Raw genomic sequence first — 22,501 nt, forward strand, 5'->3', positions numbered from 1 at the left:
ATGACCGAGAAGTACGCAGTCGTAGTCGTCGGCGGTGGTCCCGCGGGCCTGTCCGCGGCGCTGGTGCTGGGCCGGGCCCGGCACCACACGCTGGTCGTCGACGCGGGCGAGCCGCGCAACGCGCCCGCCGCGCACATGCAGGGCTATCTGTCGCGGGACGGGATACCGCCCGCCGAGTTCCTCGCCGTCGGCCGGGAGGAGATCGCGCGCTACGGCGTGGAGCTCGTACGGGACCGGGTGGTGGAGGTAGAGGTGGAGAAGGGCGAGGACTTCGCCGTGGTGCTGGCCGGCGGGCGGACCCTGCGGGCCCGGCGGCTGGTGATCGCGACCGGGCTGAAGGACGAGTTGCCGACGGTCCCCGGGGTCGCCGAGCGGTTCGGCCGGGACGTGCTGCACTGCCCGTTCTGCCACGGCTGGGAGGTGCGCGACCAGCCGTTCGGGGTGCTGGCGTCGAGCCCGGCGAGCGTGCACCAGGCGCTGATCGTGTCCCAGTGGTCGAAGGACGTGCGGTTCTTCCTGCACACGGTCGCCGAGGAGGAGCTGTCCGACCAGGACCTGCGCCGGCTCGCCGCGGCGAGGGTGGACGTGGTGCCCGGCGAGGTCGCGGGCCTGGTGGTCGAGGACGACCGGCTCACCGGAGTCCGGCTCGCCGACGGTGCGACGCACGCCCGCTCCGTACTGTTCGTCGGACCGCGCCCGGTCCCGCAGACCGGCCTGCTGGAGCGGCTCGGCGCCGAGCTGCACGAGACGCCCTTCGGCGCGTACCCGGTGGTCGACCCGACCGGGCTGACGACCGTCCCCGGCGTGTGGGCCGCGGGCAACGCGATCGGCTTCGCCGAGCAGGTCGTGCACGCGGCGAGCGGCGGATACCGGGCGGCGTCCGCGATCGTCGGGGATCTGCTGATGACCGACCTCGACGTGGCCGCCCAGGTGTAGAGGCATCGCCTCCGGTGCACCATGGCTGCATGCTGTTGCACCGGCTGGCCCGAGTGTCCCAGGAGGTCGCCGCCACCTCGGCGCGGTCCCGGAAGACGGCCCTGCTCTCGGAGCTCTTCCGGGACGCGGAGGCGGAGGACGTGCCGATCGTCATCCCGTACCTGGCGGGCCGCCTGCCGCAGGGCCGGATCGGCGTCGGCTGGAAGGTGCTGAGCCGCCCGGTCGCCCCCGCCGCCGACCCGGGCCTGACCGTGCGGGACGTGGACGCCCGCCTGTCGGAGCTGGCCAAGGTGTCCGGCCCCGGCTCCCAGACGGAACGGGCCCGGCTGGTCGGGGAGTTGATGGGCGCGGCCACGGAGGACGAGCAGCGGTTCCTGATCGGGCTGCTCACCGGCGAGGTGCGGCAGGGCGCGCTGGACGCCGTCGCGGTCGAGGGACTGGCCCAGGCGACCGGGGCGGCCCCGGCGGACGTACGGCGGGCCGTGATGCTCGCCGGCTCCCTCCAGACGGTCGCCGAGGCGCTGCTCGCGGACGGCCCCGCCGCCCTGGACCGCTTCCGCCTCACCGTCGGCCGCCCGGTCTGGCCGATGCTGGCGCACAGTGCCTCCTCGGTCGCCGAGGCGGTGGACAAGCTCGGCGCCTGCGCGGTGGAGGAAAAGCTGGACGGCATCCGCGTCCAGGTGCACCGGGACGGCGACACGGTACGGCTCTACACCCGCACCCTCGACGACATCACCGACCGCCTGCCCGAAGTGACGGCCGCCGCGCTGGAGTTGCGAGGTGAGCGGTTCATCCTCGACGGCGAGGTGATCTCCTTCGACGAGGGCGGCCGCCCCCGCTCGTTCCAGGAGACCGCCGGTCGCGTCGGTTCGCGCACGGACGTGGCGACGGCGGCACGCGCGGTCCCGGTCTCCCCCGTCTTCTTCGACGCGCTGTCCGTCGACGGCCACGACCTGCTCGACCTGCCGTTCGCCGAGCGGCACGCCGAGCTGGCCCGTCTGGTCCCCGAGCCGATGCGGGTGCGCCGCACGAGCGTGTCCGGCCCGGACGACCTGCGCACGGCGGAGGACTTTCTCGCCGAGACCCTGAAGCGCGGCCACGAGGGCGTCGTCGCCAAGGCGCTGGACGCCCCCTACAGCGCTGGCCGGCGCGGCGCGTCCTGGTTGAAGGTCAAGCCGGTCCACACCCTCGACCTGGTCGTCCTGGCCGCCGAGTGGGGCCACGGCCGCCGCACCGGAAAGCTCTCCAACCTCCACCTGGGCGCCCGCACCGCCGACGGCGGCCTCGCCATGCTCGGCAAGACCTTCAAGGGCATGACCGACGCGATGCTGACCTGGCAGACCGAACGGCTCCAGCGGCTCGCCGTCGACGACAACGGCTACGTCGTGACCGTACGCCCGGAACTCGTCGTCGAGATCGCCTACGACGGCCTCCAGCGCTCCACCCGCTACCCGGCCGGCGTCACCCTGCGCTTCGCCCGCGTGGTCCGCTACCGGGAGGACAAGCGCCCCGAGGACGCCGACACGGTGGAGACGCTGCTGGCCGCGCATCCGGAGGTGAGCCCGTGAAGCGCAGTGCCGGCCTGCTGCTCTTCCACACCACCGACGACGGCCTCGAAGTGCTGCTCGGCCACATGGGCGGCCCGTTCTTCGCCCGGCGCCACGCCGGGGCGTGGACCGTGATCAAGGGCGAGTACGAGCCGGAGGAGCCCGCCTGGGAGGCGGCACGCCGCGAGTTCGAGGAGGAGCTGGGGCTGCCCCCGCCCGACGGTGAGGCCCTCGACCTCGGCGAGGTCCGGCAGACCAACGGCAAGATCGTCACAGCCTGGGCGATCGAGGCGGACCTCGACCCGGCGACGATCGCGCCCGGCACGTTCCAAATGGAGTGGCCGCCGAGGTCGGGGCAGCTCCAGGAGTTCCCCGAGCTGGACCGGGTGGCGTGGTTCGGCATCGACCGGGCCCGTGCGGTGATCGTCAAAGCGCAGGCGGCGTTTCTCGACCGCCTGGTGGAGCACTCGCCCTGAGGAGACGCTCCCGCGTTGCGGACCCCTCCGCCACGCGGGAAGGTCGAACTACCGAGGGAGGTCAGCCATGCCCATCGCAACGGTGAACCCGGCGAACGGCGAGACGCTCAAGACGTACGAGGCCATGGGCGAGGAGGAGATCGAGCGCCGGCTCCAGCTCGCGGAGGCCACGTTCCGCACGTACCGGACGACGACGTTCGACGAGCGCGCCCGCCTGTTGCACAAGGCCGCCGACCTCCTCGACGAGGACCAGCAGGACATCGCCCGCGTGATGACCACCGAGATGGGCAAGCCGATCCAGCAGGCCCGGGCCGAGGCTGCGAAGTGTGCCAAGGCGATGCGCTGGTACGCCGACCATGCCGAGGAACTGCTCGCCGACGAGGAGCCCGCCGACGCCGACGTCAAGGACTCCGGCGCCGCGCGCGTGCGGGTGCGCTACCGGCCGCTGGGCCCGGTGCTGGCGGTGATGCCGTGGAACTTCCCGCTGTGGCAGGTGATCCGCTTCGCCGCGCCCGCGCTGATGGCCGGGAACGTGGGCCTGCTCAAGCACGCCTCGAACGTCCCGCAGACCGCCCTCTACCTGGAGGACCTCTTCCACCGGGCAGGCTTCACCGAAGGCTGCTTCCAGACCCTGCTGATCGGCTCCGCCGCGGTCGACGAGATCCTTCGCGACGAGCGCGTCAAGGCGGCCACGCTCACCGGCAGCGAGCCCGCGGGCCGCGCGGTCGCATCCACCTCCGGGGAGATGGTCAAGAAGACGGTGCTGGAGCTGGGCGGCAGCGACCCCTTCGTCGTCATGCCCTCCGCCGACATCGACCGGGCCGCGCAGGTCGCGGTGACCGCGCGCGTGCAGAACACGGGGCAGTCCTGCATCGCCGCGAAGCGGTTCATCGTGCACACGGACGTCTACGACGCCTTCGCCGAGCGCTTCGCCGAGGGCATGAGGGCGCTGAAGGTAGGCGACCCCATGTCCGACGAGACCGAGGTCGGGCCGCTCTCCAGCGAGCAGGGACTGCGCGACCTGGAGGAACTGGTCGACGACGCGGTGCGCGGCGGTGCCGAGGTGCTGTGCGGTGGCGAACGCCCGGACGGGTCCGGCTGGTACTACGCGCCGACCATCCTCGCCGGCATCACACGTGAGATGCGGATCCACCGGGAGGAGGCGTTCGGACCGGTCGCCACGCTGTACCGGGCGGCCGACGTCGACGAGGCCGTACTGATCGCGAACGACTCGCCGTTCGGGCTGAGTTCGAACGTGTGGACGCGGGACGAGGACGAGGTGGACCGGTTCGTCCGGGACCTGGAGGCGGGCGGTGTGTACGTCAACGGCATGACGGCCTCCCATCCGGCGTTCCCGTTCGGCGGAGTGAAGCGGTCCGGGTACGGGCGTGAGCTGTCCGGGCACGGAATCCGGGAGTTCTGCAACATCACGACCGTTTGGCACGGTGCGTGAGTGTTGCGGGGCTACGATCCCGTCTGTGAACCGCGAAGTGACTCTGCCTCTGATCGTCGACGACCGCGGGACCTTGCAGGTGGCTGCGGCCGATGTCAGCAAGCTGTTGCGGACGGTGGGGGGGCGGTGGGTGCGGCTTGTCGAGGCCGGGGAGTCGGGGCTCGATGAGGACACGGTCGCCGCGTTGACGATCGAGCTGGCGAAGTTGGCCGACCGTATTGATGTGGCCTGTATCGCGCACAGCAGCGGGGGTGAGCCGTAGCGGTGCGCCCCTGGGTGGATGATTCCGAGTGGCACGAGTTGCTGATGAGCCGTACAGACCAGCGATCAGGGACCGACGGATCGGGCTTCGGACTCCCCGGGCATTGCCTGCATCATCGCGAGTGACGGCGCCAGGTCCGGACGCTGTTTCAGGAGATCGTCGGCCGCCGCATACCGTGCTGTCGCGAGGTGTACGAGTTCGATGACACCAGCCGCGTACGAACAAGCGCTCGCAGCATCGCGGCGCCTGCCCCCACCGCCGCAAGGTGCAGGACTGCCGCGAGCACGAGGTTTTCCGGCAGGGCCGCATCGGCCGGTTGCGCGACTGCCAGGTACAGGGTGAACGGAAGCTTCCAGCCGCTCCAGGCGAACAATGAGCCCGAGCCGAGCCAGCCGAGCACCATCGGGCCCCACCGAGGGGCTCGTGCGGGCCGGCCTCGGACGGCAGCCCAGGTGGCGGCGGAAGCCGCGAGGGCCCAGAATCCGAAGACGCCGGACAGCAGATGCCAAGCAAGGTCCCGCTCGCCGCGGTGGGCGACACCTGCGGTGCCGCCGACCGCCCAGTACAGCCAGACGAGACCGACCGCGGCGCCGACCACGGCCATCCATGGCAAGGCCCTTGGCGAGCCCTCCCCACGGTCCCCGAGCCGGCCCGCGAACGCGTCCGGCCAGCGCCGCCGCAAGTACGTGGGCAGTGCGATGGCCAGACCCAGCCCCATGCCTGCAAAGCCGATCTGAACCAGCGCGGCCTCCCAGACCGGCATCGACGGGCCGGCGTCACTCCCGCTCTTCGGGGTGCCCTCCTCCGAGCCCAGCAGCGAACTGAGAACGGCGTACGGCAACACCGGGACGAGAAATCCCGTCCCAACCCAAGCGCAGAAAGCCAACGGCGCTCCCGGTATACGCATCCCCCACGGCCGCACCAGCGCGAGGGCCACCGCGATCCCGATCCCCGCCATACCGATCGTCGCACTGTTCAGCACCACCCACTCCGCCTTGCCGAACCCGGCCCCTACGGGCAGCAGCCCCAAGAGCGAACCGACCACCCACGACACCTTGATCAGCAAGTAGGGCGTCAGCGCCAGCGCTGCGCCATACGCCGCGACCCGCCCGACCCGATCCCATCGATCCACCCGAACTCCCGATCCAGACAACGGAGTTCAAGTCTCATTCGCCACTGCCCCCACGGGCGTCAACCGCCGGGCGCATCCATGTCATCACTCAGAGGGAGGGAGAATCAGCCGACGGGAGCACGACGGGAGCACATAATCCAGGGCGTCGCAGACAACGCGCTCCAGAACATGGCCTCGTACGTCTGCAGCAGACGCCCGTAGCGATGCGCGCTCGTCTCGTCGAGTCGCCCCGCGTCCAGGCCGGCCTGCACTGCCGCCGTCGCCTGGCTCTCCAGCTCCGGGGACGGCTGGGCGAAGAAGTCGAAGAACGCGCACGCCTCGTCCGCGAAGCCGTAATGGGTGCGCAGCGCCTCGGCGATCGTCGCGCAATAGCCGCCCCAGGCCGAGAAGTTGGCCGTCACGGCGAGGACGACGTCTGCCGGTGAGGCGTTGAGTGCCAGCCAGGCCACGTACGCGGGGTACGCCTGGCATCCCGGGAGCGGCTCGTACGCTGCCGTCCGTGCCTCGTTCACGCCGCACGCCCGTGCGAACGACGGCAACCGCTCCTCCGCCAGCGCCTCGCCCTCCCCGAGTGTCCTGAAGAAGGCAGCGGCCTCCGGGTCCGCCATGAGGGAGCGCTCCGCCAGATACTCGAAGGCTCGGCGGTCCGCGGGAATCACCCAGGTCTGTTCCAGGGCCAGCGCGGCGAGGGTGGAGCGGGGTGCCGTGCCGTCTGCGATCCGGGGGACCAAGAGGTTGGACCGTGGGTCCGGAGCGAGGTTCGCGGTGGTCGTCCTCAGCAGGTCCCGGGCCGGGTGCGTCATCGCGTCCTCCGTCGTGGGGGTGTCGGGACGAGCCTGGCACGGCGTCCCCCGATACGGAGTAGTCCCGCGCGAGATCGGCACCCCACCGGGTGACCGTGGGACGGTGGCACCCGGCACCGGGCACGCGGGCTGCTCGCCGGGTTCGGTCCCGGCATCACCGCCGAGATGGCCGTGGGCCGCCGGCACCGCGGGGACGAGACGACGCGAGACGAGCGAAGAGACGATCACCGAAACGCTGACCCGTGCCGGGACCGGCCGGCGCTCGACCTGCATCGAACAGCTGCCCCCTCTGCGACACCGGTGAGCCCGGCCCCGCCATCACGGCCGGGCCGGGCTCCGCCGCGGGTCAGGTCAGCTTCCACTCCCCCGTCTCTTCGGCGAAGCCGGAGTCCATCGCGAACTGGACCGTTGCCATCTTCGACGCCTTCGGCACCTCGAAGACGACCCAGCCGAGCGCCTTCGCGCCGGGCTTCAGGCTGACGTCGGAGGACATGGACGGTCCGGCGGTGACGTCGGCGAAGGTGGACTGGAACTGCTGACCCTGGTCGTCGGCGACCTGGGCGCCGTTCTGCGGACTGTCCGAGTAGGGCTTGGTCCCGGTGTTGACGAGCCGGAACTGCACGGCGATCCACCGGTTGCCCGACTCGGGAGCGGTGAAGTCGTCGCTGGACTTGGCGTGGTCGACGACCTTGACGACGGTGACGTCCAGCTTGCTGCCGGCCTCCATGCCCTTCAGGGCGAGAGTGTCGCCGGCCTTGGCGGCCTCCGGCGCGGCGCTCGCCTTCGCGGCGTGCTTCTTCGCGGCCTTCTGCCCGCTGTCGGCCTTGGCGGAGGCCTTGGTCTTGGGCTTGTCCACGACCGTCTCGCCGGAGCTGCACGCGGTGATGGTGAGCGCACCGATGACGGCCGCCGCTGCGGCGGTGAGTCTGATGCGGCTGTGGTTGCTCATGATCCCCCCAGGGTTCTGTGACACGTAAGTGAAGGACTCGCGAAGAAACCGCATGGTTGCACGGTTAACCAAAAATTTTTCGGGGTCGCAGGCAACCTCGGAGGGCATTCCCGCGTCCGCCCGGAAGCGCGAAGGGCCCCCTCCAATGACCAGGAGGGGGCCCTGTGCGCGAGAGAAGAACGCCAATTACCGGATCGGCATGCCCGACAGCGTCCGCGCGATCACCAGGCGCTGGATCTCGCTGGTGCCTTCGAAGATCGTGTAGATCGCCGCGTCCCGGTGCATCCGCTCCACCGGGTACTCCCGCGTATAGCCGTTGCCGCCCAGGATCTGGACCGCCTGGGCCGTGACCTTCTTGGCCGTCTCGCTCGCGAACAGCTTGGACATCGAGCCCTCGGCCGCCGTGAACTGCTTGCCGTTGACCGCCATCCAGGAGGCGCGCCAGACCAGGAGCCGGGCCGCGTCGATGGACGTGCGCATGTCCGCGAGCTGGAACGCCACGCCCTGGTTGTCGATGATCGGCCGCCCGAACTGCTCCCGGGTCTTGGCGTAGTCGAGGGCGACCTCGTACGCGGCCCGGGCCGTACCGACCGCCATGGCGCCGACCGCCGGGCGCGACGCCTCGAACGTGGCCATCGCCGCGTTCTTCACGCGCTCCCCGCCCTGCTTGGCCTTCTCCCGCGCCCGGGCGAGCCGCTCGTCCAGCTTCTCCTTGCCGCCGAGCAGGCAGGAGCCGGGAACGCGCACGTTGTCGAGGATGACCTCGGCGGTGTGCGAGGCGCGGATGCCGTGCTTCTTGAACTTCTGGCCCTGGGACAGACCCTCGGTGCCCGGCGGGATGATGAAGGAGGCGTGACCCTTGGAGCCGAGCTCCGCGTCGACCACCGCGACCACGACATGGACGTTGGCGATGCCGCCATTGGTCGCCCAGGTCTTGGTGCCGTTGATCACCCACTCGTCCTTGGCCTCGTCGTACACGGCCCGGGTGCGCATGGAGGCCACGTCGGAGCCGGCGTCGGGCTCGGAGGAGCAGAAGGCGGCGACCTTGACATCGCCCGCGTCGCCGTACATCTGGGGGATCCAGGTGCCGACCTGCTCCTCGGTGCCGTTGGCGAGGACGCCGACAGCGGCGAGACCGGTGCCGACGATGGACAGGGCGATGCCCGCGTCGCCCCAGAACAGCTCCTCCATCGCCATGGGGATGCCGAGGCCGGTGGGGTCGAAGTACTGCTGGGCGTAGAAGTCCAGGGAGTAGATGCCGACCTTGGCGGCCTCCTGGATGACCGGCCAGGGAGTCTCCTCACGCTCGTCCCATTCGGCGGCCGCGGGGCGGATCACATCGGCCGCGAAGCCGTGCAACCAGTCCCGGACCTCCTTCTGTTCGTCGTTGAGCTCCATGGTGAACTCGGCCATGTCGTCCCCTCCAGCGGCACACGTGCATGTTACTTGCGGTAACACCAGTCTGTTACCGGCGGGTAGTCGAAGTCAACTCCTACCGACCGGTCGGCACCCGTTCGATGTCCGGGGCATGTTTGAGTGTTAGTTTGCGCAGGCGTCATCGAATCAGCACGGGTGGGGAGAGCACATGGACACCACGCAGCGGACCGACCAGCAACGGTCCGCCGACCGCCGACGGCGTGAGCTGCTGGAAGCCGCCGACCGAGTGGTGCTGCGCGACGGTCCGCAGGCCTCGATGAACGCGATCGCCGCGGAAGCGGGCATCACCAAGCCGATTCTGTACCGGCACTTCGGTGACAAGGGCGGACTTTACGCGGCCCTTGCCAAGCGGCACACGGACGCTCTGCTGGACTCGCTGCGGGCGGCGCTGGACGCGCCGGCGGAGAGGCGGGAGCGGGTCGAGGCGACGCTGGACACGTACCTGGCGGCGATCGAGGCGCGGCCTCAGGTCTACCGGTTCCTGATGCATCCGGCGGAGGGGAGCCAGCCGGGTGACCAGGGGTTCGATGTCGGCAAGCACAGTGCGCCGTTGCTGCGGCGGATGGGGGAGGAACTCGCGCAGGTCATCGAGGAGCGGCTGGACCTCGGGCCGGGAGGGCAGCAGCTGGCGCGGGTGTGGGGGCATGGGATCGTCGGCATGATGCATGCCGCCGGGGACTGGTGGCTGGGCGAGCGGCCCTGTTCTCGCAGTGAGTTGGTGCGGAGTCTGGCTGATCTGCTGTGGGGTCGTCTCGCGGCTGCCGGGGATCGGATGGGTGGGCCGGGGTTCTGACGTCCGGGTCGCCCCTGCCGTAGGAACAGTCACGTACCCCAAGAGGCCCGCGCCACTTGCCGCATCAGCCTGCGGTGGCGCCAGCCCTTGAGTTGGTCCGCGTAGATGCGGCCCTCCACATGGTCGTACTCGTGCTGGAGGCAGCGGGCGAAGAAGCCCGAGCCGTGCACCGTGATCGGGTCGCCGGTCATCGTGAAGCCCTCGACGACCGCGTGGTCGTAGCGTTCCGTGGCCGCTTCCAGGCCCGGCAGGGACAGGCAGCCCTCCGGGCCCCGGATCACCACTCCGTCCGCTTCGACCAGGCGCGGGTTGACCACGTGGCCGAGGTGCCGGACGTCCTCGTCGTCGGGGCAGTCGTAGACGAAGACCCGCAGCGGCTCGCCGATCTGGTTGGCGGCGAGGCCGACGCCCTGGGCGGCGTACATGGTTGCGAACAAGTCCTCGACGAGGCGGGACAGTTCGGGGCCGAAGTCGGTGACCTCCGCGCAGGGTGTGTGCAGGAGCGGGTCGCCGTGCAGGGTGAGGGGTCTCACGTGGCCGTGGGCACCGGGGATGGGGCTGTTTCGCATGGCGGCAAGAGTAAGGTCCCTGTCATTCCGCGCCTCCCGCACGAGTTCACCACAGTGCCGCGGTTCGGGAGTGCTAATGGATCTCGATAGGCTGAGGTCCACACCACGTGGCCGTCAGGCTTCAAGGCGCGGCGCGTACGCAAGGAGGATCGAGAACTGATGGCAGGCAACTCGGACCCGCTCTCGCCGCGGGCCAAGCTGGCCGTGACCGCGGGCAAGGCGGTCGCGGCGGCATCCCGCGCCGCGGGGCGCGGCAGCGGTTCGGTGATCGGCGGCCGGGTGGCACTCAAGCTCGACCCCGACCTCCTGGCCCGGCTCGCGCAGAACCTGGACGTGATCCTGGTCTCGGCGACGAACGGCAAGACCACGACCACCCGGCTCATCGCCGAGGCCCTGCGCGCGGCGGGACCGGTCGTGTCCAACGCACTCGGCGCCAACATGCCGGCCGGCATCACCTCGGCCCTCGCCGGCAGCTCGGACGCCCGCTACGGCGTCATCGAGGTCGACGAGAAGTACCTCGCCGGCGTCGCCCGGGACACCGCCCCGAAGTGCATCGCCCTGCTCAACCTCTCGCGCGACCAGCTCGACCGCGCCGCCGAGACCCGCATGCTCGCCGAGAACTGGCGGGAGGGACTCGCCGGTTCCAAGGCCGTGGTCGTGGCCAACTGCGACGACCCGCTGGTGGTGTGGGCGGCGTCCTCCTCCCCCAATGTGATCTGGGTCGCCGCCGGGCAGATGTGGAAGGACGACGCCTGGTCCTGCCCGTCGTGCGGTGGCGTGATGCAGCGCCCGGGCGACGACTGGTACTGCGGTGAGTGCGGCTTCCGCCGTCCGACGCCGAGCTGGGCACTCTCCGGCGACCACGTGCTGGACCCGCACGGCTCCGCCTGGCCCATCCACCTCCAGCTGCCCGGTCGCGCCAACAAGGCCAACGCCGCCTCCTCGGCCGCCGTCGCCGCCGTGTTCGGCGTGCCGCCGCAGGTCGCGCTGGAGCGCATGTACCAGGTACAGGCGGTCGCCGGGCGCTACGACATCGTCCAGTTCCAGGGCCGGGACCTCAGACTCCTCCTCGCGAAGAACCCGGCCGGCTGGTTGGAGACGTTCTCCCTGATCGACCCGCCGCCCACGCCGGTCATCCTCTCCGTGAACGCGCGCGGCGCCGACGGCACCGACACCTCCTGGCTGTGGGACGTCGACTACACGCGTCTGACCGGCCACCCGATCTGCGTCATCGGCGACCGGCGACTGGACCTGGCGGTGCGCCTGGAGGTCGCCGACCAGCACTTCCAGGTCTACGAGAACCTCGACCAGGCCGTGCAGGCGTGCCCGCCCGGCCGGATCGAGGTCATCGCCAACTACACGGCGTTCCAGGACCTGCGCCGCCGCGTCGGCAACTGAGCACGAGACGTCAGGGGACTTTTGTGAGCGACAACCAACTGCGGGTCGTCTGGATCTATCCCGACCTGCTCAGCACCTACGGCGACCAGGGCAACGTCCTCGTCGTGCAGCGCCGGGCCCAGCAGCGCGGCCTGGACGTGGCCCGGCTCGACGTGCGCAGTGACCAGCCGATCCCGACCTCGGGCGACATCTACCTGATCGGCGGCGGCGAGGACCGACCGCAGCGGCTCGCCGCCGAGCGGCTGCGCCGGGACGGCGGACTGACCCGTGCCGTGGAGAACGGCGCGATCGTGTTCTCCGTGTGCGCCGGCTACCAGATCCTCGGCCACGAGTTCATCAACGACCTCGGCCAGCGCGAGCCCGGCCTCGGACTGCTGGACGTGGTGTCGGTGCGCGGCGAGGGCGCGCGGTGCGTCGGTGACGTGCTGGGCGACGTCGACCAGCGCCTCGGCCTGCCCCCGCTGACCGGCTTCGAGAACCATCAGGGCGTCACCCACCTCGGCCCCACCGCCCGCCCGCTCGCCCAGGTGCGCTTCGGCAACGGCAACGGCACGGGCGACGGCACGGAGGGCGCGTACAACGACACCGTCTTCGGCACGTACATGCACGGCCCGGTGCTCGCGCGCAACCCGCTGATCGCGGACCTGCTGCTGAAGCTGGCCCTCGACGTCAACGCGCTGCCGCCGACCGACGACCGCTGGTACGAGGCACTTCGCAACGAGCGCATCGCGGCTGCGCAGCAGCCTGCGTAGACACAGTTGCGCAGCAGCCTGCGTAGACACAGTTGCGCAGCAGCCTGCGTAGACACAGCTGCGCAGCAGCCTGCGTGAGTGCTGCGCGGCAGCATGCGTTCAGGATGCGTCAACCTGCTGGTCAACAGCCCGTCTGACGGCACATCCGCACAGGTGAGCGGGGTCGTCCAGCAGGCGGACGCGTGCTTCGGTCCGGCCCCTCGATGCCGCTAGGGTGGCGGGGATTCGAGCCGGACAACGTGGTCCGGTCCCGGCCCACGTCGAGAAGGTTTTCGGGCTATGCGCATTGGTGTCCTCACGTCCGGCGGCGACTGCCCCGGCCTGAACGCCGTCATCCGGTCCGTCGTGCACCGCGCCGTCGTCGACCACGGCGACGAGGTCATCGGCTTCCGGGACGGCTGGAAGGGCCTTCTGGAGTGCGACTACCTCAAGCTCGACCTCGACGCGGTGGGTGGCATCCTCGCCCGCGGCGGCACGATTCTGGGGTCCTCCCGGGTCCAGCCCTCCCATCTGCGGGACGGTGTGGAGCGGGCCAAGGGCCATGTCCAGGAGCTCGGCCTCGACGCGATCATCCCCATCGGCGGCGAGGGCACGCTCAAGGCCGCGCGGCTGATGTCGGACAGCGGTCTGCCCGTCGTGGGTGTGCCGAAGACCATCGACAACGACATCGCCGTCACGGACGTCACGTTCGGCTTCGACACGGCCGTTGGGGTGGCGACCGAGGCCCTGGACCGGCTGAAGACCACGGCCGAGTCCCACCAGCGGGTGCTGGTGGTCGAGGTCATGGGCCGGCACACCGGCTGGATCGCGCTGCACTCCGGCATGGCGGCCGGCGCGCACGCCATCGTCGTGCCCGAGCGCCCCTTCGACATAGAGGAGCTGACCAAGCGGGTCGGCGAGCGGTTCGAGGCAGGCAAGCGCTTCGCGATCGTGGTCGCGGCGGAGGGGGCCAAGCCCCGGGCCGGGACCATGGAGTTCGACGAGGGCGGCAAGGACATCTACGGGCACGAGCGGTTCGCCGGGATCGCCCGTCAGCTGTCGGTGGAGCTCGAGGGACGGCTGGGGAAGGAAGCCCGGCCGGTGATTCTCGGGCATGTGCAGCGGGGTGGGACTCCCACTGCCTACGACCGGGTGCTCGCGACGCGGTTCGGGTGGCATGCGGTGGAGGCGGTGCACCGCGGGGAGTTCGGGCAGATGACCGCGCTGCGCGGGACCGACATCGTGATGGTGTCGCTGGCCGAGGCCGTGGAGACTCTGAAGACCGTGCCGGAGGACCGGTACGACGAGGCGGAGTGTGTGCTCTGAGGCTGTGCTGATCCGCCGGGCGCGGGTCGTGTGTGGCCTGTCGCGCAGTTCCCCGCGCCCTTGAGTCCGCCCCCGGTCACTTGTGTGGCCGGGGGCGGTTCTAGTCTTGGGGCGGACAGACAGCGCACACCCCCACGAAACAGGAGCCGGCGGTATGGATCACAGCGGGCACGGCATGACCATGGATCTGCCGCCGTTCACGCTGGGACGAGGGCTGGAGTGGTCGGCCGACCCGTTCTTCCTCATCGCCTGCCTGGCCGGTCTGGCGCTGTACGGGTGGGGTGTCGTGCGGCTGGTGCGGCGCGGGGACAAGTGGCCGGTGGGTCGGACGGTCGCCTTCGTCATCGGCGTGCTGAGCATCGTGCTCATGATGTGCACCCAGCTGAACGACTACGGCATGGTCATGTTCAGCGTGCACATGGTGCAGCACATGGTGATCAGCATGGTGTCGCCGATCCTGATCCTGCTCGGGGCGCCGATCACGCTGGCGCTGCGCGCGCTGCCGACAGCGGGGCGGGGCCGCAAGGGGCTCCGCGAGCTGCTGCTGATGTTCCTGCACAGCCACTACATGCGGATCATCACCCACCCGGCGTTCACGATCCCGCTGTTCATCGCGAGCCTGTACGGGCTGTACTTCACCCCGCTGTTCGACTTCCTGATGGGCTCCAAGCCAGGGCACATCGCGATGATGGTGCACTTCCTCGCCGTAGGCCTGGTGTTCTTCTGGCCGATCATGGGCGTGGACCCGGGTCCGCACCGGCCGGGCTATCTGATGCGGATGCTGGAGCTGTTCGCGGGCATGCCGTTCCACGCGTTCTTCGGGATCGCCCTGATGATGGCGTCCGAGCCGATGGTCGAGACGTTCAAGAACCCGCCTGCCTCGCTCGGCATCGAGGCGCTCTCCGACCAGAATGCGGCGGGCGGCATCGCCTGGGCATTCAGTGAGATCCCGTCCGTGCTGGTGCTGGTCGCGCTGCTGTTCCAGTGGTACGCCTCGGACCAGCGGCAGGCCAGGCGCACGGACCGGGCCGCCGACCGCGACGGTGACAAGGAACTCGAGGCGTACAACGCCTATTTGAGCTCGCTGCACGCACGAGGGAACTGACTTTTCCCACGCCTCAAGGCGCCCGTTCGTCCTCGCTCTGCTCTTTCTCCACAACGCGGCTGAATAGCTTTTTCCTTCAGTAGCATGAAACGCGTCGGGGAACCGCAGGGGGGAGCGGTGATGCGGAGGATCGCTGTCCTGGTCGCTTTTCTGATGGCTCTCGGGGGGTGCGATTCGGGCGCGTCCGTGTTCGAGGTGAAGGCGGTCGCCGCGGGAGTTCCGTCGTCGGCGCCTTTCTTCGCCGAGGACAGCGGGCTCGGCCGGGACGCCCAGGTCCGGTCGCGGGCCGTTCCGGGCGGCCTCCAGCAGGGGGACACGCCAGGGCTGTACGGAGGGACGAAGCAGCCGGGGATCTGTGATGTCGAGCGGCTGAAGCGGTTCCTCACCGCGCCGCGGAACGCGGGCAAGGCACGGGCGTGGGCGGCCGCCCTCGGTCTGCGTACGGACGGGATTCCGGGATATCTCGACCGGCTCACACCGGTTCTCCTGCGTCACGACACCCTCGCACTGAACCACGACTACAAAAAGGGAAAGGCCGTTCCCTTCCGTGCCCTGCTCCAGGCGGGAATCGCGATTCTCGTCGATGAGCGGGGACTTCCGTCGGTCAAATGTTCGTGCGGAAATCCGCTGCGGCCCTTCGAGGGCGACACGAGCCGGATATCCGTCACGTTCGGCGGCGGCAACGAGAAGTGGCGGGGATACGACCGTGCCGAGGTGGTGGTCGTACGGCCCGCTCCCCGGAAACTGGAGCGCATCACCCTCGTCGACGTCCAGGACTCCGGACGCGGCATCGAGCGGCCCGTCGGCACGACGGGGGAGGCCGACGCCGACTTCGACGCGACGGAGCGGCGGACCGTGCCGCGTCTCGCCGGGGCGACGTTCGGGGAGGCGAGCCGGCGGCTGGCCGATGCGGGGCTGGCGGTCGCGTTCAGGGGTGAGGAGGCGCCTCCGGACCGTGCGCGGGTCATCGCGTCCGACCCGGGCGCGGGGGCCGAGCTGCGCTTCGGGGCGTATGTGACGCTGAGCCTGGCGGCGGAGTCGGAGACGGAGGGGCGTACGCCGGCACCATCGCCCTCGGCGTCCTCCACTCCCCCTGCCGGCTCAAGTCCTCCGGCGAGTACCGGGCCCACGCCTTCCCGTCAGCCCCCGTCGACGGCGCCGCCCAGCTCCGTGCCGCCTTCGTCGAGCGCCGCGCCCAGGAGCAGTGCACCGCCAACGGCGACCAGCTCACCGCCGCAGGTCACCAACCCCCCTCCCCGGGCCACCAGCTCGCCCTCCACCGGCGAACCGGTCACGAGCAGCGCGGCGCCGCCCGTGAGCAGCCCGCCCGCGTCCAGCGCCCCCGCGACGACCACCCCCGTGTCCACCCCTGCGACAACCACCCCCGTGTCCACCACTCCGGCGACCACCCCACCCACCACACCCACCCCGAGCGCCACCGTCTAGCACCGCACCGCCGCGAACCCGGGAGTCACGGATGTCCCCAGGATCACCGACGTCGGGAGTGGGCCGGGTCGTCGCCGGCCGTTACCTGCTGCTGCGCCGGCTCGGCGGCGGCGGCATGGGGCACGTCTGGCTCGCCCACGACCAGAGACTCGCCTGCGAGGTCGCGCTGAAGGAGATCGTGTTCCGCGACCCGGCCGAGGCCGGGAACGAGCGGGAGGCGCGGGTCGCGCGGGCCCGTGCGGAGGCCCGGCACGCGGCCGGGCTGCGCGGGCACCCGCATGTGGTGACGGTGCACGACGTGCTGGAGCACGAGGGGCTGCCGTGGATCGTCATGGAGTACGTGACCGGGGCCGTGGACCTGCGGGAGCTGGTGGCCCGGCGCGGGCCGCTCGCCCCGGCCGAGTGCGCCCGCGTCGGTCTCGCCGTACTGGACGCGTTGACCGCTGGGCACGAGCGGGGCGTGATGCACCGGGACGTGAAGCCGGCCAACATCCTGCTCGCGCCGGACCGCGCGGGCTCGCCGTACGGTCGGGTCCTGCTCACCGACTACGGCATCTCCGTGCAGCCGGACGCCGGTGAGACGCGGTACACGATGGCGTCCGTGCTGGTCGGCACGGCGGGGTATCTGGCGCCGGAGCGGGCGTCCGGCGGCGCGCCGACGCCGGCCGCCGACCTGTTCTCGCTGGGCTGCACCCTGTACTTCGGCGTCGAGGGCCGCGGCCCCTTCGAGCGGGAGTCGCATCTGGCGACGCTCACCGCCGTGGTCATGGAGGAGCCGCTGCCGCCGGTACGGGCCGGGGCTCTGGAGCCCGTGCTGAGCGGGCTGCTCGCCAAGGATCCGGAGCTGCGGATGACCGCGCAGGAGGTGGAGGCCGGGCTGTCGGGGCTCGTCACGCCCCAGTCGGACGCGTACGAGCGGACCCGGACCGACCCCGGCTCGCCGTCCCCGTGGGAGACCCCGTCCGTGCCGCAGGCCGGGCCGGACGGTTTTGGACCCGTCGTCGCCGCGTCCGGGGCACGGCGACGGCAGCGCTCCCCCGCGCTCCGGGCCGTCGCCGCCTGCGGTCTCGGGCTGGTCCTCGCACTGGGCGGCGTCTGGTACGCGCTGGCCGACCGGGCGGGCGGTGGGACGGCGGCGCCCTACGGAGAGGCCGTCGGGCTGGGGAAGCCACTCGCGGACGGGGACTGTGTGCTCGCGGACTGGCCGGGCGGGACCCGGTTCGCCGGCACGCCCCGGCTCTCGCTGGACCCGACCTGCCGGGACAAGGCGCCCGACGGGCAGGTGGTGGCGTTCGTCGAGGCGGCCTCGGCGGACGAGGCACGGACACTGGGGCCGGCCCGGTGCGAGGAGCGGACCCGGGAGCTGCGGGACCGGCTCGCCGATGTCCGCAGCCACGCCGTCGTGCCGACCGGCACCGGGTTCGAGGCGGCGGGGCGGCGCACCGCCTGTCTGGTGCTGGGCGCGCACGGGCCGTTGTACGGGCCGCTCGGGGAGCGACGTAGGTTCGGTACGGCATTCGCCGACACCGCGACCATGCAGAAGCGTGACTGCTTGGACGTCCGTTCGAGCCGGGAGGCGCGGCTGGTGCCGTGCGGCGGACGGTACGACCAGCAGGTGCTCGGGTTCACCCGGCTGGGCGGCGGCGTGACGCTCGCCGAGGCGCGGACCTCGTCGGACACGGCATGCGCCCGGAACCTGGCGCCGCGCGACTACGGCTTCGACCCGTCCGTCTACGAAGCCGCTTCGTGGACCAGCGACGGACCCTGGAAAACCGGTACTCATGTCGTCGTCTGCACCGTCAGGAGGCAGAACGGGGGCACCATGGAGGGGACAGAACCATGAGGAGGGTGTTGCGATGCCCGGTTCCACGAACGGTTCGAACGCGACGAAGACCATGGGAGTCGTCACCGTCGGCGGCCTCGTCCTGGTGACGGCCTACACGGTGGCGCTCGGCAGCAACGGCTGGCTGTGGTTCGGCTGGGTCGTCCTGGGCCTGATCACCCTCGGGATGGTGGTCACCACGAAGAGCACCTGAGAGCTCACTCCGGGATCAGCCGTCCGGCCGAATGCACGCCCGGCTGGTACTTGGGGAGCCGGACGGTGATCTTCATACCCGCGCCGGTGGCGGTCTCGATGACGAGGCCGTGGTCGTCGCCGTAGACCTGGCGGAGCCGGTCGTCGACGTTGGAGAGCCCTATGCCGCCGGAGGGGCTGACCTCGCGGGCGAGGATACGGCGGAGCAGGCCGGGGTCCATGCCCGCGCCGTCGTCCTCGATGACGACCAGGGCCTCGGCGCCCGCGTCCTGGGCGGTGATCTGGATGTGGCACTTGTCGGCCTTGCCCTCCAGGCCGTGCTTGACAGCGTTCTCGACGAGCGGCTGGAGGCACAGGAAGGGCAGGGCGACGGGCAGCACCTCCGGGGCGATCTGGAGGGTGACGGAGAGGCGGTCGCCGAAGCGTGCCCGCACGAGTGCCAGGTAGTGGTCGATGGCGTGGAGTTCGTCGGCGAGGGTGGTGAAGTCGCCGTGCCGACGGAACGAGTAGCGGGTGAAGTCGGCGAATTCCAGGAGCAGTTCGCGGGCGCGCTCGGGGTCGGTGCGGACGAACGAGGCGATCACCGCGAGCGAGTTGAAGATGAAGTGCGGGGATATCTGGGCCCGCAACGCCTTGATCTCGGCCTCGATGAGTCGGGTGCGGGACTGGTCCAGGTCCGCCAGCTCCAGCTGTACGGACACCCAGCGGGCCACTTCTCCGGCCGCCCGGACGAGGACCGCGGACTCGCGAGGCGCGCAGGCGACGAGGGCGCCGTGCACGCGGTCGTCGACGGTGAGCGGGGCGACGACCGCCCAGCGCACGGGGCAGTCGAGGAGGTCGCAGGTCAGCTGGAAGGCCTCGCCGCGGCCGGTGTCCAGAGGGCCGGCGAGGCGTTCCATGATCTCGGTGCGGTGGTGGGCGCCGTCGCCGTCCCAGACCAGGACCTGTTTGCGGTCGGTCAGGCAGAGGGCGTCCGTGCCGAGCAGGGAGCGCAGTTTGCGGGCGGACCTGCGGGCGGTCTCCTCCGTCAGCCCGGCCCGTAGCGGGGGCGCGGCGAGGGAGGCGGTGTGCAGGGTTTCGAAGGTGGCGTGTTCGACGGGGGTGCCCAGGCCGCCGAGGCTCTGGGGGCGTGCCGTGCGTCGGCCGAGCCAGACCCCCACGGCCAGCACCGGGAGCACGGCCACGCACAGGCCGGCCAGGAATCCGCTCATGCGGTCACCTCCGTGCGCAGTTCCTCGGGCAGATGGAACCGGGCCAGGACCGCGGCCGTGCCCGGCGGCACCCGGCCGGGGGTGGCCAGGGACACCAGGATCATGGTGAGGAAGCCCAGCGGCACCGACCAGAGCGCGGGCCAGGCGAGCAGGGCGTGCAGCGCGCCCTTGCCCGGGTAGCCCGCCATGGTCGCGGCGACGGCGAGCAGGGCCGAGCCGCCGCCGACCAGCATGCCGGCGGCCGCGCCGGGCGGGGTGAGCCGCCGCCACCAGATGCCGAGGACGAGCAGCGGGCAGAACGAGGACGCGGACACGGCGAAGGCGAGCCCCACCGCGTCGGCGACCGGGAGCCCGCCGACCAGGACGCTCGCCGTGAGGGGCATGGCCATGGCGAGGACGGTCCCGAGCCGGAAGTGCCGTACGCCCCGCGCGGGCAGGACGTCCTGGGTGAGCACGCCCGCGACGGCCATGGTGAGCCCCGAGGCCGTGGACAGGAACGCGGCGAAGGCACCGCCCGCCACCAGCGCGCCCAGCAGGTCGCCGCCCACTCCCCCGATGATGCGGTCCGGCAGGAGCAGGACGGCGGCGTCCGTGTCGCCGGTGAGGGTGAGTTCGGGGGCGTAGAGGCGGCCGAGGGCGCCGTAGACGGGCGGCAGGAGGTAGAAGGCCCCGATCAGGCCGAGGACCGCGACGGTGGTGCGGCGCGCGGCGACACCGTGCGGGCTGGTGTAGAAGCGGACCACGACGTGCGGCAGGCCCATGGTGCCGAAGAACGTGGCGAGGATCAGCCCGTACGTGGCGTACAGCGGGCGTTCCTCACGGCTCTCGGCCTGTGCGGGCGACAGATCGCCGCCGCTGCGCTGCGCCTCGGGGACGGCCGCTCCCTCGGCGAAGGTGAGCCGGGCGCCGCGTTCGACGCGGTGGGTGCCGACGGGGAGTTCGAGGCGGGTGCCGGTGTGCGTACGGCCGTCCACGGTGCCGGTCACCGTGACGGTGAGGGGCCGGTCCAGTTTCAGGTCGATGCTGTCGCCGACGCGGACGACACGCTGCTCGCGGAAGGTGGCCGGTTCGTCGAAGGCGTGGTGGGGGGCTCCGTCGCTCTGCCAGGCGAGGACCAGGAACAGGGCGGGGACGAGCAGGGCGGTGAGTTTCAGCCAGTACTGGAAGGCCTGGACGAAGGTGATGCTGCGCATGCCGCCGGCGGCGACGGTGGCGGTCACGACGACGGCGACGATCACTCCGCCGAGCCAGTCGGGCGCCCCGGTCAGCACCGTCAGGGTCAGTCCCGCGCCCTGGAGCTGGGGCAGCAGGTACAGCCAGCCGACGCCGACGACGAAGGCACCGGCCAGCCGTCGTACGGCCTGCGAGGCGAGGCGGGCCTCGGCGAAGTCGGGGAGCGTGTAGGCGCCGGAGCGGCGCAGCGGGGCGGCGACGAAGAGGAGCAGGACCAGGTAGCCGGCGGTGTAGCCGACCGGGTACCAGAGCATGTCGGGGCCCTGGACCAGGACCAGGCCCGCTATGCCCAGGAAGGAGGCGGCGGAGAGGTACTCGCCGCTGATGGCGGCGGCGTTGAGGCGGGGGCCGACGGTGCGGGAGGCGACGTAGAAGTCGGAGGTGGTGCGGGAGATGCGCAGGCCGAAGGCGCCCACGAGGACCGTCGCGACGACGACGAGGGCGACGGCGGGGACGGCGTAGCTGGAGTTCATCGGCGTGGATCAGCGGTCTTCGACGAGGCGTACGAAGTCGCGCTCGTTGCGCTCGGCGCGGCGGACGTACCAGCGGGCGAGCAGGACCAGCGGGGCGTAGAGGCCGAAGCCGAGGAAGGCCCACTCCAGGCGGCGGGCGTCGGGCATCGCCGCGAACAGCAGCGGCAGCGGTCCGACGAGCAGGCCGAGGACCGCGAAGACGGTGAGGGCGGCGCGCAGCTGGGTGCGCATCAGGGAGCGGACGTAGGTGTGGCCGAGGGTGGTCTGTTCGTCGATCTCGGTGCGCGGGCGGTAGTAGCCGGAGGCGTGGGGGTACCGCCCGCGCGAGCGAAGCCGAGCGTGGGGGAGGGTGCGGCGGGGCGGGCCGGTGACGACGACGCGGCGTTCGGTGTGGTCCTGGGGCATCGTCACGGCCTCCTCATGAGCAGGTCGCGCAGTTCGCGCGTGTGGCGTCGGCTGACCTGGAGTTCCTCTGCGCCGACGAGGACGCTGACGGTGCCCGCGTCGAGGCGGAGTTCGCCGATGTGGCGCAGGGCGACGAGGTGGCGGCGGTGGATGCGGACGAAGCCGCGGGTGCGCCAGCGCTCCTCCAGGGTGGACAGCGGGATGCGCACCAGGTGGCTGCCCTTGTCGGTGTGCAGGCGGGCGTAGTCGCCCTGGGCCTCGACGTGGGTGATGTCGTCGACGGCGACGAAGCGGGTCACGCCGCCGAGCTCGACGGGTATGTGGTCGGGGTCGGGCTCGCTCACGGGTATGCGGGGCGCCGCACCGCGCAGCTCGGCGGCCCGGCGGACGGCCTCGGCGAGGCGCTCCTTGCGCACGGGTTTGAGGACGTAGTCGACGGCCTTGAGGTCGAAGGCCTGCACGGCGAAGTCCTCGTGGGCGGTGACGAACACGACGAGCGGCGGCCGGGCGAACCCGGTGAGCAGCCGGGCCAGGTCCAGCCCGTCGAGGCCGGGCATCTGGATGTCGAGAAAGACGACGTCGATCGCCTCGGGCCCGCCCGGACCGGACTCCAGGGCGCGGTTGATGCGGCGCAGTGCCTCGGTCGCGTCGCCGGCGCCCTCCGCACTGCCGACGCGGGGGTCCGCTTGCAGCAGGTAGAGCAGTTCCTCCAGCGAGGGGCGTTCGTCGTCGACAGCCAGGGCGCGCAGCATGAACCCGGAGTGTAGGGGCGATCCGTACG

At 71.3% G+C, this 22,501-nt stretch carries 22 protein-coding genes and 1 pseudogene; 14 read left to right on the forward strand and 9 right to left on the reverse strand.

Going from position 1 to position 22,501, the window contains the following annotated elements:
• From ACZ6TU_RS26740 to ACZ6TU_RS26760, 5 genes are all read left to right on the forward strand, one after another.
• Positions 1-936 (forward strand): NAD(P)/FAD-dependent oxidoreductase, encoded by a 936-nt coding sequence (locus ACZ6TU_RS26740; RefSeq protein ID WP_469551602.1) that lies wholly within the window; start codon positions 1-3, stop codon positions 934-936.
• Positions 937-965: 29 nt separating this feature from the next.
• Entirely contained in the window at positions 966-2,504 is a 1,539-nt protein-coding gene (locus ACZ6TU_RS26745; RefSeq protein WP_467676140.1) for an ATP-dependent DNA ligase, read from the forward strand.
• The gene (locus tag ACZ6TU_RS26750) at positions 2,501-2,959 is read left to right on the forward strand and encodes an NUDIX hydrolase (RefSeq protein WP_469551605.1); all 459 of its coding nucleotides are present in this window, start codon (positions 2,501-2,503) and stop codon (positions 2,957-2,959) included. The genes ACZ6TU_RS26745 and ACZ6TU_RS26750 overlap by 4 nt, the downstream gene beginning before the upstream one ends.
• A gap of 67 nt (positions 2,960-3,026) precedes the next feature.
• The gene (locus ACZ6TU_RS26755; RefSeq protein WP_469551610.1) at positions 3,027-4,412 is read left to right on the forward strand and encodes an NADP-dependent succinic semialdehyde dehydrogenase; all 1,386 of its coding nucleotides are present in this window, start codon (positions 3,027-3,029) and stop codon (positions 4,410-4,412) included.
• Positions 4,413-4,437: 25 nt separating this feature from the next.
• On the forward strand, positions 4,438-4,674 hold the full coding sequence (locus tag ACZ6TU_RS26760; RefSeq protein WP_467676146.1) for a DUF6213 family protein: 237 nt from the start codon (positions 4,438-4,440) through the stop codon (positions 4,672-4,674).
• Between the two features lie 148 nt (positions 4,675-4,822).
• Here the strand turns inward: ACZ6TU_RS26760 and ACZ6TU_RS26765 are convergent, their stop codons facing one another.
• Together ACZ6TU_RS26765 and ACZ6TU_RS26770 are read right to left on the reverse strand one after the other, a co-directional pair.
• Positions 4,823-5,806, reverse strand: a complete 984-nt coding sequence (locus ACZ6TU_RS26765; RefSeq protein WP_467676148.1) for a hypothetical protein — start codon at positions 5,804-5,806, stop codon at positions 4,823-4,825.
• A 104-nt stretch (positions 5,807-5,910) separates the two neighbouring features.
• Positions 5,911-6,609 (reverse strand): thiaminase II/PqqC family protein, encoded by a 699-nt coding sequence (locus ACZ6TU_RS26770; RefSeq protein WP_467676150.1) that lies wholly within the window; start codon positions 6,607-6,609, stop codon positions 5,911-5,913.
• 99 nt (positions 6,610-6,708) lie between these two features.
• On the opposite strand from ACZ6TU_RS26770, the pseudogene ACZ6TU_RS26775 reads away from it, so the two are divergent.
• Positions 6,709-6,810 (forward strand): annotated as a pseudogene (locus ACZ6TU_RS26775) (type III polyketide synthase); the annotation flags it as partial.
• A gap of 145 nt (positions 6,811-6,955) precedes the next feature.
• Here ACZ6TU_RS26775 and ACZ6TU_RS26780 read toward each other — a convergent pair.
• On the reverse strand, positions 6,956-7,558 hold the full coding sequence (locus tag ACZ6TU_RS26780) for a DUF4352 domain-containing protein (protein ID WP_469551614.1): 603 nt from the start codon (positions 7,556-7,558) through the stop codon (positions 6,956-6,958).
• A 186-nt stretch (positions 7,559-7,744) separates the two neighbouring features.
• On the reverse strand, positions 7,745-8,971 hold the full coding sequence (locus tag ACZ6TU_RS26785) for an acyl-CoA dehydrogenase family protein (protein WP_467676153.1): 1,227 nt from the start codon (positions 8,969-8,971) through the stop codon (positions 7,745-7,747).
• Positions 8,972-9,143: 172 nt separating this feature from the next.
• Here ACZ6TU_RS26785 and ACZ6TU_RS26790 point away from each other — a divergent pair, with 172 nt between their 5' ends.
• A complete protein-coding gene (locus ACZ6TU_RS26790; protein WP_467676155.1) occupies positions 9,144-9,788 on the forward strand; it encodes a TetR/AcrR family transcriptional regulator in 645 nt (214 codons plus the stop codon).
• 29 nt (positions 9,789-9,817) lie between these two features.
• On the opposite strand, the gene def is transcribed toward ACZ6TU_RS26790, so the two are convergent.
• Positions 9,818-10,357 (reverse strand): peptide deformylase, encoded by a 540-nt coding sequence (def, locus tag ACZ6TU_RS26795; RefSeq protein WP_467676157.1) that lies wholly within the window; start codon positions 10,355-10,357, stop codon positions 9,818-9,820.
• Between the two features lie 159 nt (positions 10,358-10,516).
• Between def and ACZ6TU_RS26800 the strand changes: the two genes are divergently transcribed.
• From ACZ6TU_RS26800 to ACZ6TU_RS26830, 7 genes are all read left to right on the forward strand, one after another.
• Positions 10,517-11,755 carry a MurT ligase domain-containing protein gene (locus tag ACZ6TU_RS26800; protein ID WP_467676159.1) on the forward strand — a complete coding sequence of 413 codons (1,239 nt, stop codon included), beginning with the start codon at positions 10,517-10,519 and terminating at the stop codon, positions 11,753-11,755.
• A gap of 23 nt (positions 11,756-11,778) precedes the next feature.
• Positions 11,779-12,507, forward strand: a complete 729-nt coding sequence (locus tag ACZ6TU_RS26805; protein WP_467676161.1) for a type 1 glutamine amidotransferase — start codon at positions 11,779-11,781, stop codon at positions 12,505-12,507.
• Positions 12,508-12,786: 279 nt separating this feature from the next.
• Complete coding sequence (locus tag ACZ6TU_RS26810) at positions 12,787-13,812, forward strand: 6-phosphofructokinase (RefSeq protein ID WP_467676163.1); 1,026 nt, start codon at positions 12,787-12,789, stop codon at positions 13,810-13,812.
• Between the two features lie 154 nt (positions 13,813-13,966).
• Positions 13,967-14,917 carry a cytochrome c oxidase assembly protein gene (locus ACZ6TU_RS26815; RefSeq protein WP_467676165.1) on the forward strand — a complete coding sequence of 317 codons (951 nt, stop codon included), beginning with the start codon at positions 13,967-13,969 and terminating at the stop codon, positions 14,915-14,917.
• Between the two features lie 120 nt (positions 14,918-15,037).
• The gene (locus tag ACZ6TU_RS26820; protein WP_469551621.1) at positions 15,038-16,363 is read left to right on the forward strand and encodes a DUF6777 domain-containing protein; all 1,326 of its coding nucleotides are present in this window, start codon (positions 15,038-15,040) and stop codon (positions 16,361-16,363) included.
• A 31-nt stretch (positions 16,364-16,394) separates the two neighbouring features.
• Positions 16,395-18,206 (forward strand): serine/threonine-protein kinase, encoded by a 1,812-nt coding sequence (locus ACZ6TU_RS26825; protein ID WP_469551624.1) that lies wholly within the window; start codon positions 16,395-16,397, stop codon positions 18,204-18,206.
• 13 nt (positions 18,207-18,219) lie between these two features.
• The gene (locus ACZ6TU_RS26830; RefSeq protein WP_010041043.1) at positions 18,220-18,399 is read left to right on the forward strand and encodes a hypothetical protein; all 180 of its coding nucleotides are present in this window, start codon (positions 18,220-18,222) and stop codon (positions 18,397-18,399) included.
• A 4-nt stretch (positions 18,400-18,403) separates the two neighbouring features.
• On the opposite strand, the gene ACZ6TU_RS26835 is transcribed toward ACZ6TU_RS26830, so the two are convergent.
• Genes ACZ6TU_RS26835 through ACZ6TU_RS26850 form a run of 4 tightly spaced genes read right to left on the reverse strand, consistent with a single transcriptional unit; the run spans position 18,404 to position 22,472 of the window.
• A complete protein-coding gene (locus ACZ6TU_RS26835) occupies positions 18,404-19,609 on the reverse strand; it encodes a sensor histidine kinase (RefSeq protein WP_467676171.1) in 1,206 nt (401 codons plus the stop codon).
• On the reverse strand, positions 19,606-21,315 hold the full coding sequence (locus tag ACZ6TU_RS26840) for a sodium/solute symporter (protein WP_467676173.1): 1,710 nt from the start codon (positions 21,313-21,315) through the stop codon (positions 19,606-19,608). The genes ACZ6TU_RS26835 and ACZ6TU_RS26840 overlap by 4 nt, the downstream gene beginning before the upstream one ends.
• Before the next feature lie 9 nt (positions 21,316-21,324).
• On the reverse strand, positions 21,325-21,720 hold the full coding sequence (locus tag ACZ6TU_RS26845; protein WP_467676682.1) for a hypothetical protein: 396 nt from the start codon (positions 21,718-21,720) through the stop codon (positions 21,325-21,327).
• A 2-nt stretch (positions 21,721-21,722) separates the two neighbouring features.
• Entirely contained in the window at positions 21,723-22,472 is a 750-nt protein-coding gene (locus tag ACZ6TU_RS26850) for a LytR/AlgR family response regulator transcription factor (protein WP_467676175.1), read from the reverse strand.
• Positions 22,473-22,501: the final 29 nt, after the last annotated feature.

This window comes from Streptomyces sp. NPDC052064 (assembly GCF_055585925.1).

Excerpts from the sequence above, each read along its gene's own strand:
- ACZ6TU_RS26740 (WP_469551602.1), top strand. The coding sequence starts at position 1 with ATGACCGAGAAGTACGCAGTCGTAGTCGTCGGCGGTGGTCCCGCGGGC.
- ACZ6TU_RS26745 (WP_467676140.1), top strand. The coding sequence starts at position 966 with ATGCTGTTGCACCGGCTGGCCCGAGTGTCCCAGGAGGTCGCCGCCACC.
- ACZ6TU_RS26755 (WP_469551610.1), top strand. The coding sequence starts at position 3,027 with ATGCCCATCGCAACGGTGAACCCGGCGAACGGCGAGACGCTCAAGACG.
- ACZ6TU_RS26770 (WP_467676150.1), bottom strand. The coding sequence starts at position 6,609 with ATGACGCACCCGGCCCGGGACCTGCTGAGGACGACCACCGCGAACCTC.
- ACZ6TU_RS26780 (WP_469551614.1), bottom strand. The coding sequence starts at position 7,558 with ATGAGCAACCACAGCCGCATCAGACTCACCGCCGCAGCGGCGGCCGTC.
- ACZ6TU_RS26785 (WP_467676153.1), bottom strand. The coding sequence starts at position 8,971 with ATGGCCGAGTTCACCATGGAGCTCAACGACGAACAGAAGGAGGTCCGG.
- ACZ6TU_RS26790 (WP_467676155.1), top strand. The coding sequence starts at position 9,144 with ATGGACACCACGCAGCGGACCGACCAGCAACGGTCCGCCGACCGCCGA.
- def (WP_467676157.1), bottom strand. The coding sequence starts at position 10,357 with ATGCGAAACAGCCCCATCCCCGGTGCCCACGGCCACGTGAGACCCCTC.
- ACZ6TU_RS26800 (WP_467676159.1), top strand. The coding sequence starts at position 10,517 with ATGGCAGGCAACTCGGACCCGCTCTCGCCGCGGGCCAAGCTGGCCGTG.
- ACZ6TU_RS26810 (WP_467676163.1), top strand. The coding sequence starts at position 12,787 with ATGCGCATTGGTGTCCTCACGTCCGGCGGCGACTGCCCCGGCCTGAAC.
- ACZ6TU_RS26815 (WP_467676165.1), top strand. The coding sequence starts at position 13,967 with ATGGATCACAGCGGGCACGGCATGACCATGGATCTGCCGCCGTTCACG.
- ACZ6TU_RS26820 (WP_469551621.1), top strand. The coding sequence starts at position 15,038 with ATGCGGAGGATCGCTGTCCTGGTCGCTTTTCTGATGGCTCTCGGGGGG.
- ACZ6TU_RS26825 (WP_469551624.1), top strand. The coding sequence starts at position 16,395 with ATGTCCCCAGGATCACCGACGTCGGGAGTGGGCCGGGTCGTCGCCGGC.
- ACZ6TU_RS26830 (WP_010041043.1), top strand. The coding sequence starts at position 18,220 with ATGCCCGGTTCCACGAACGGTTCGAACGCGACGAAGACCATGGGAGTC.
- ACZ6TU_RS26835 (WP_467676171.1), bottom strand. The coding sequence starts at position 19,609 with ATGAGCGGATTCCTGGCCGGCCTGTGCGTGGCCGTGCTCCCGGTGCTG.
- ACZ6TU_RS26840 (WP_467676173.1), bottom strand. The coding sequence starts at position 21,315 with ATGAACTCCAGCTACGCCGTCCCCGCCGTCGCCCTCGTCGTCGTCGCG.
- ACZ6TU_RS26845 (WP_467676682.1), bottom strand. The coding sequence starts at position 21,720 with ATGCCCCAGGACCACACCGAACGCCGCGTCGTCGTCACCGGCCCGCCC.
- ACZ6TU_RS26850 (WP_467676175.1), bottom strand. The coding sequence starts at position 22,472 with ATGCTGCGCGCCCTGGCTGTCGACGACGAACGCCCCTCGCTGGAGGAA.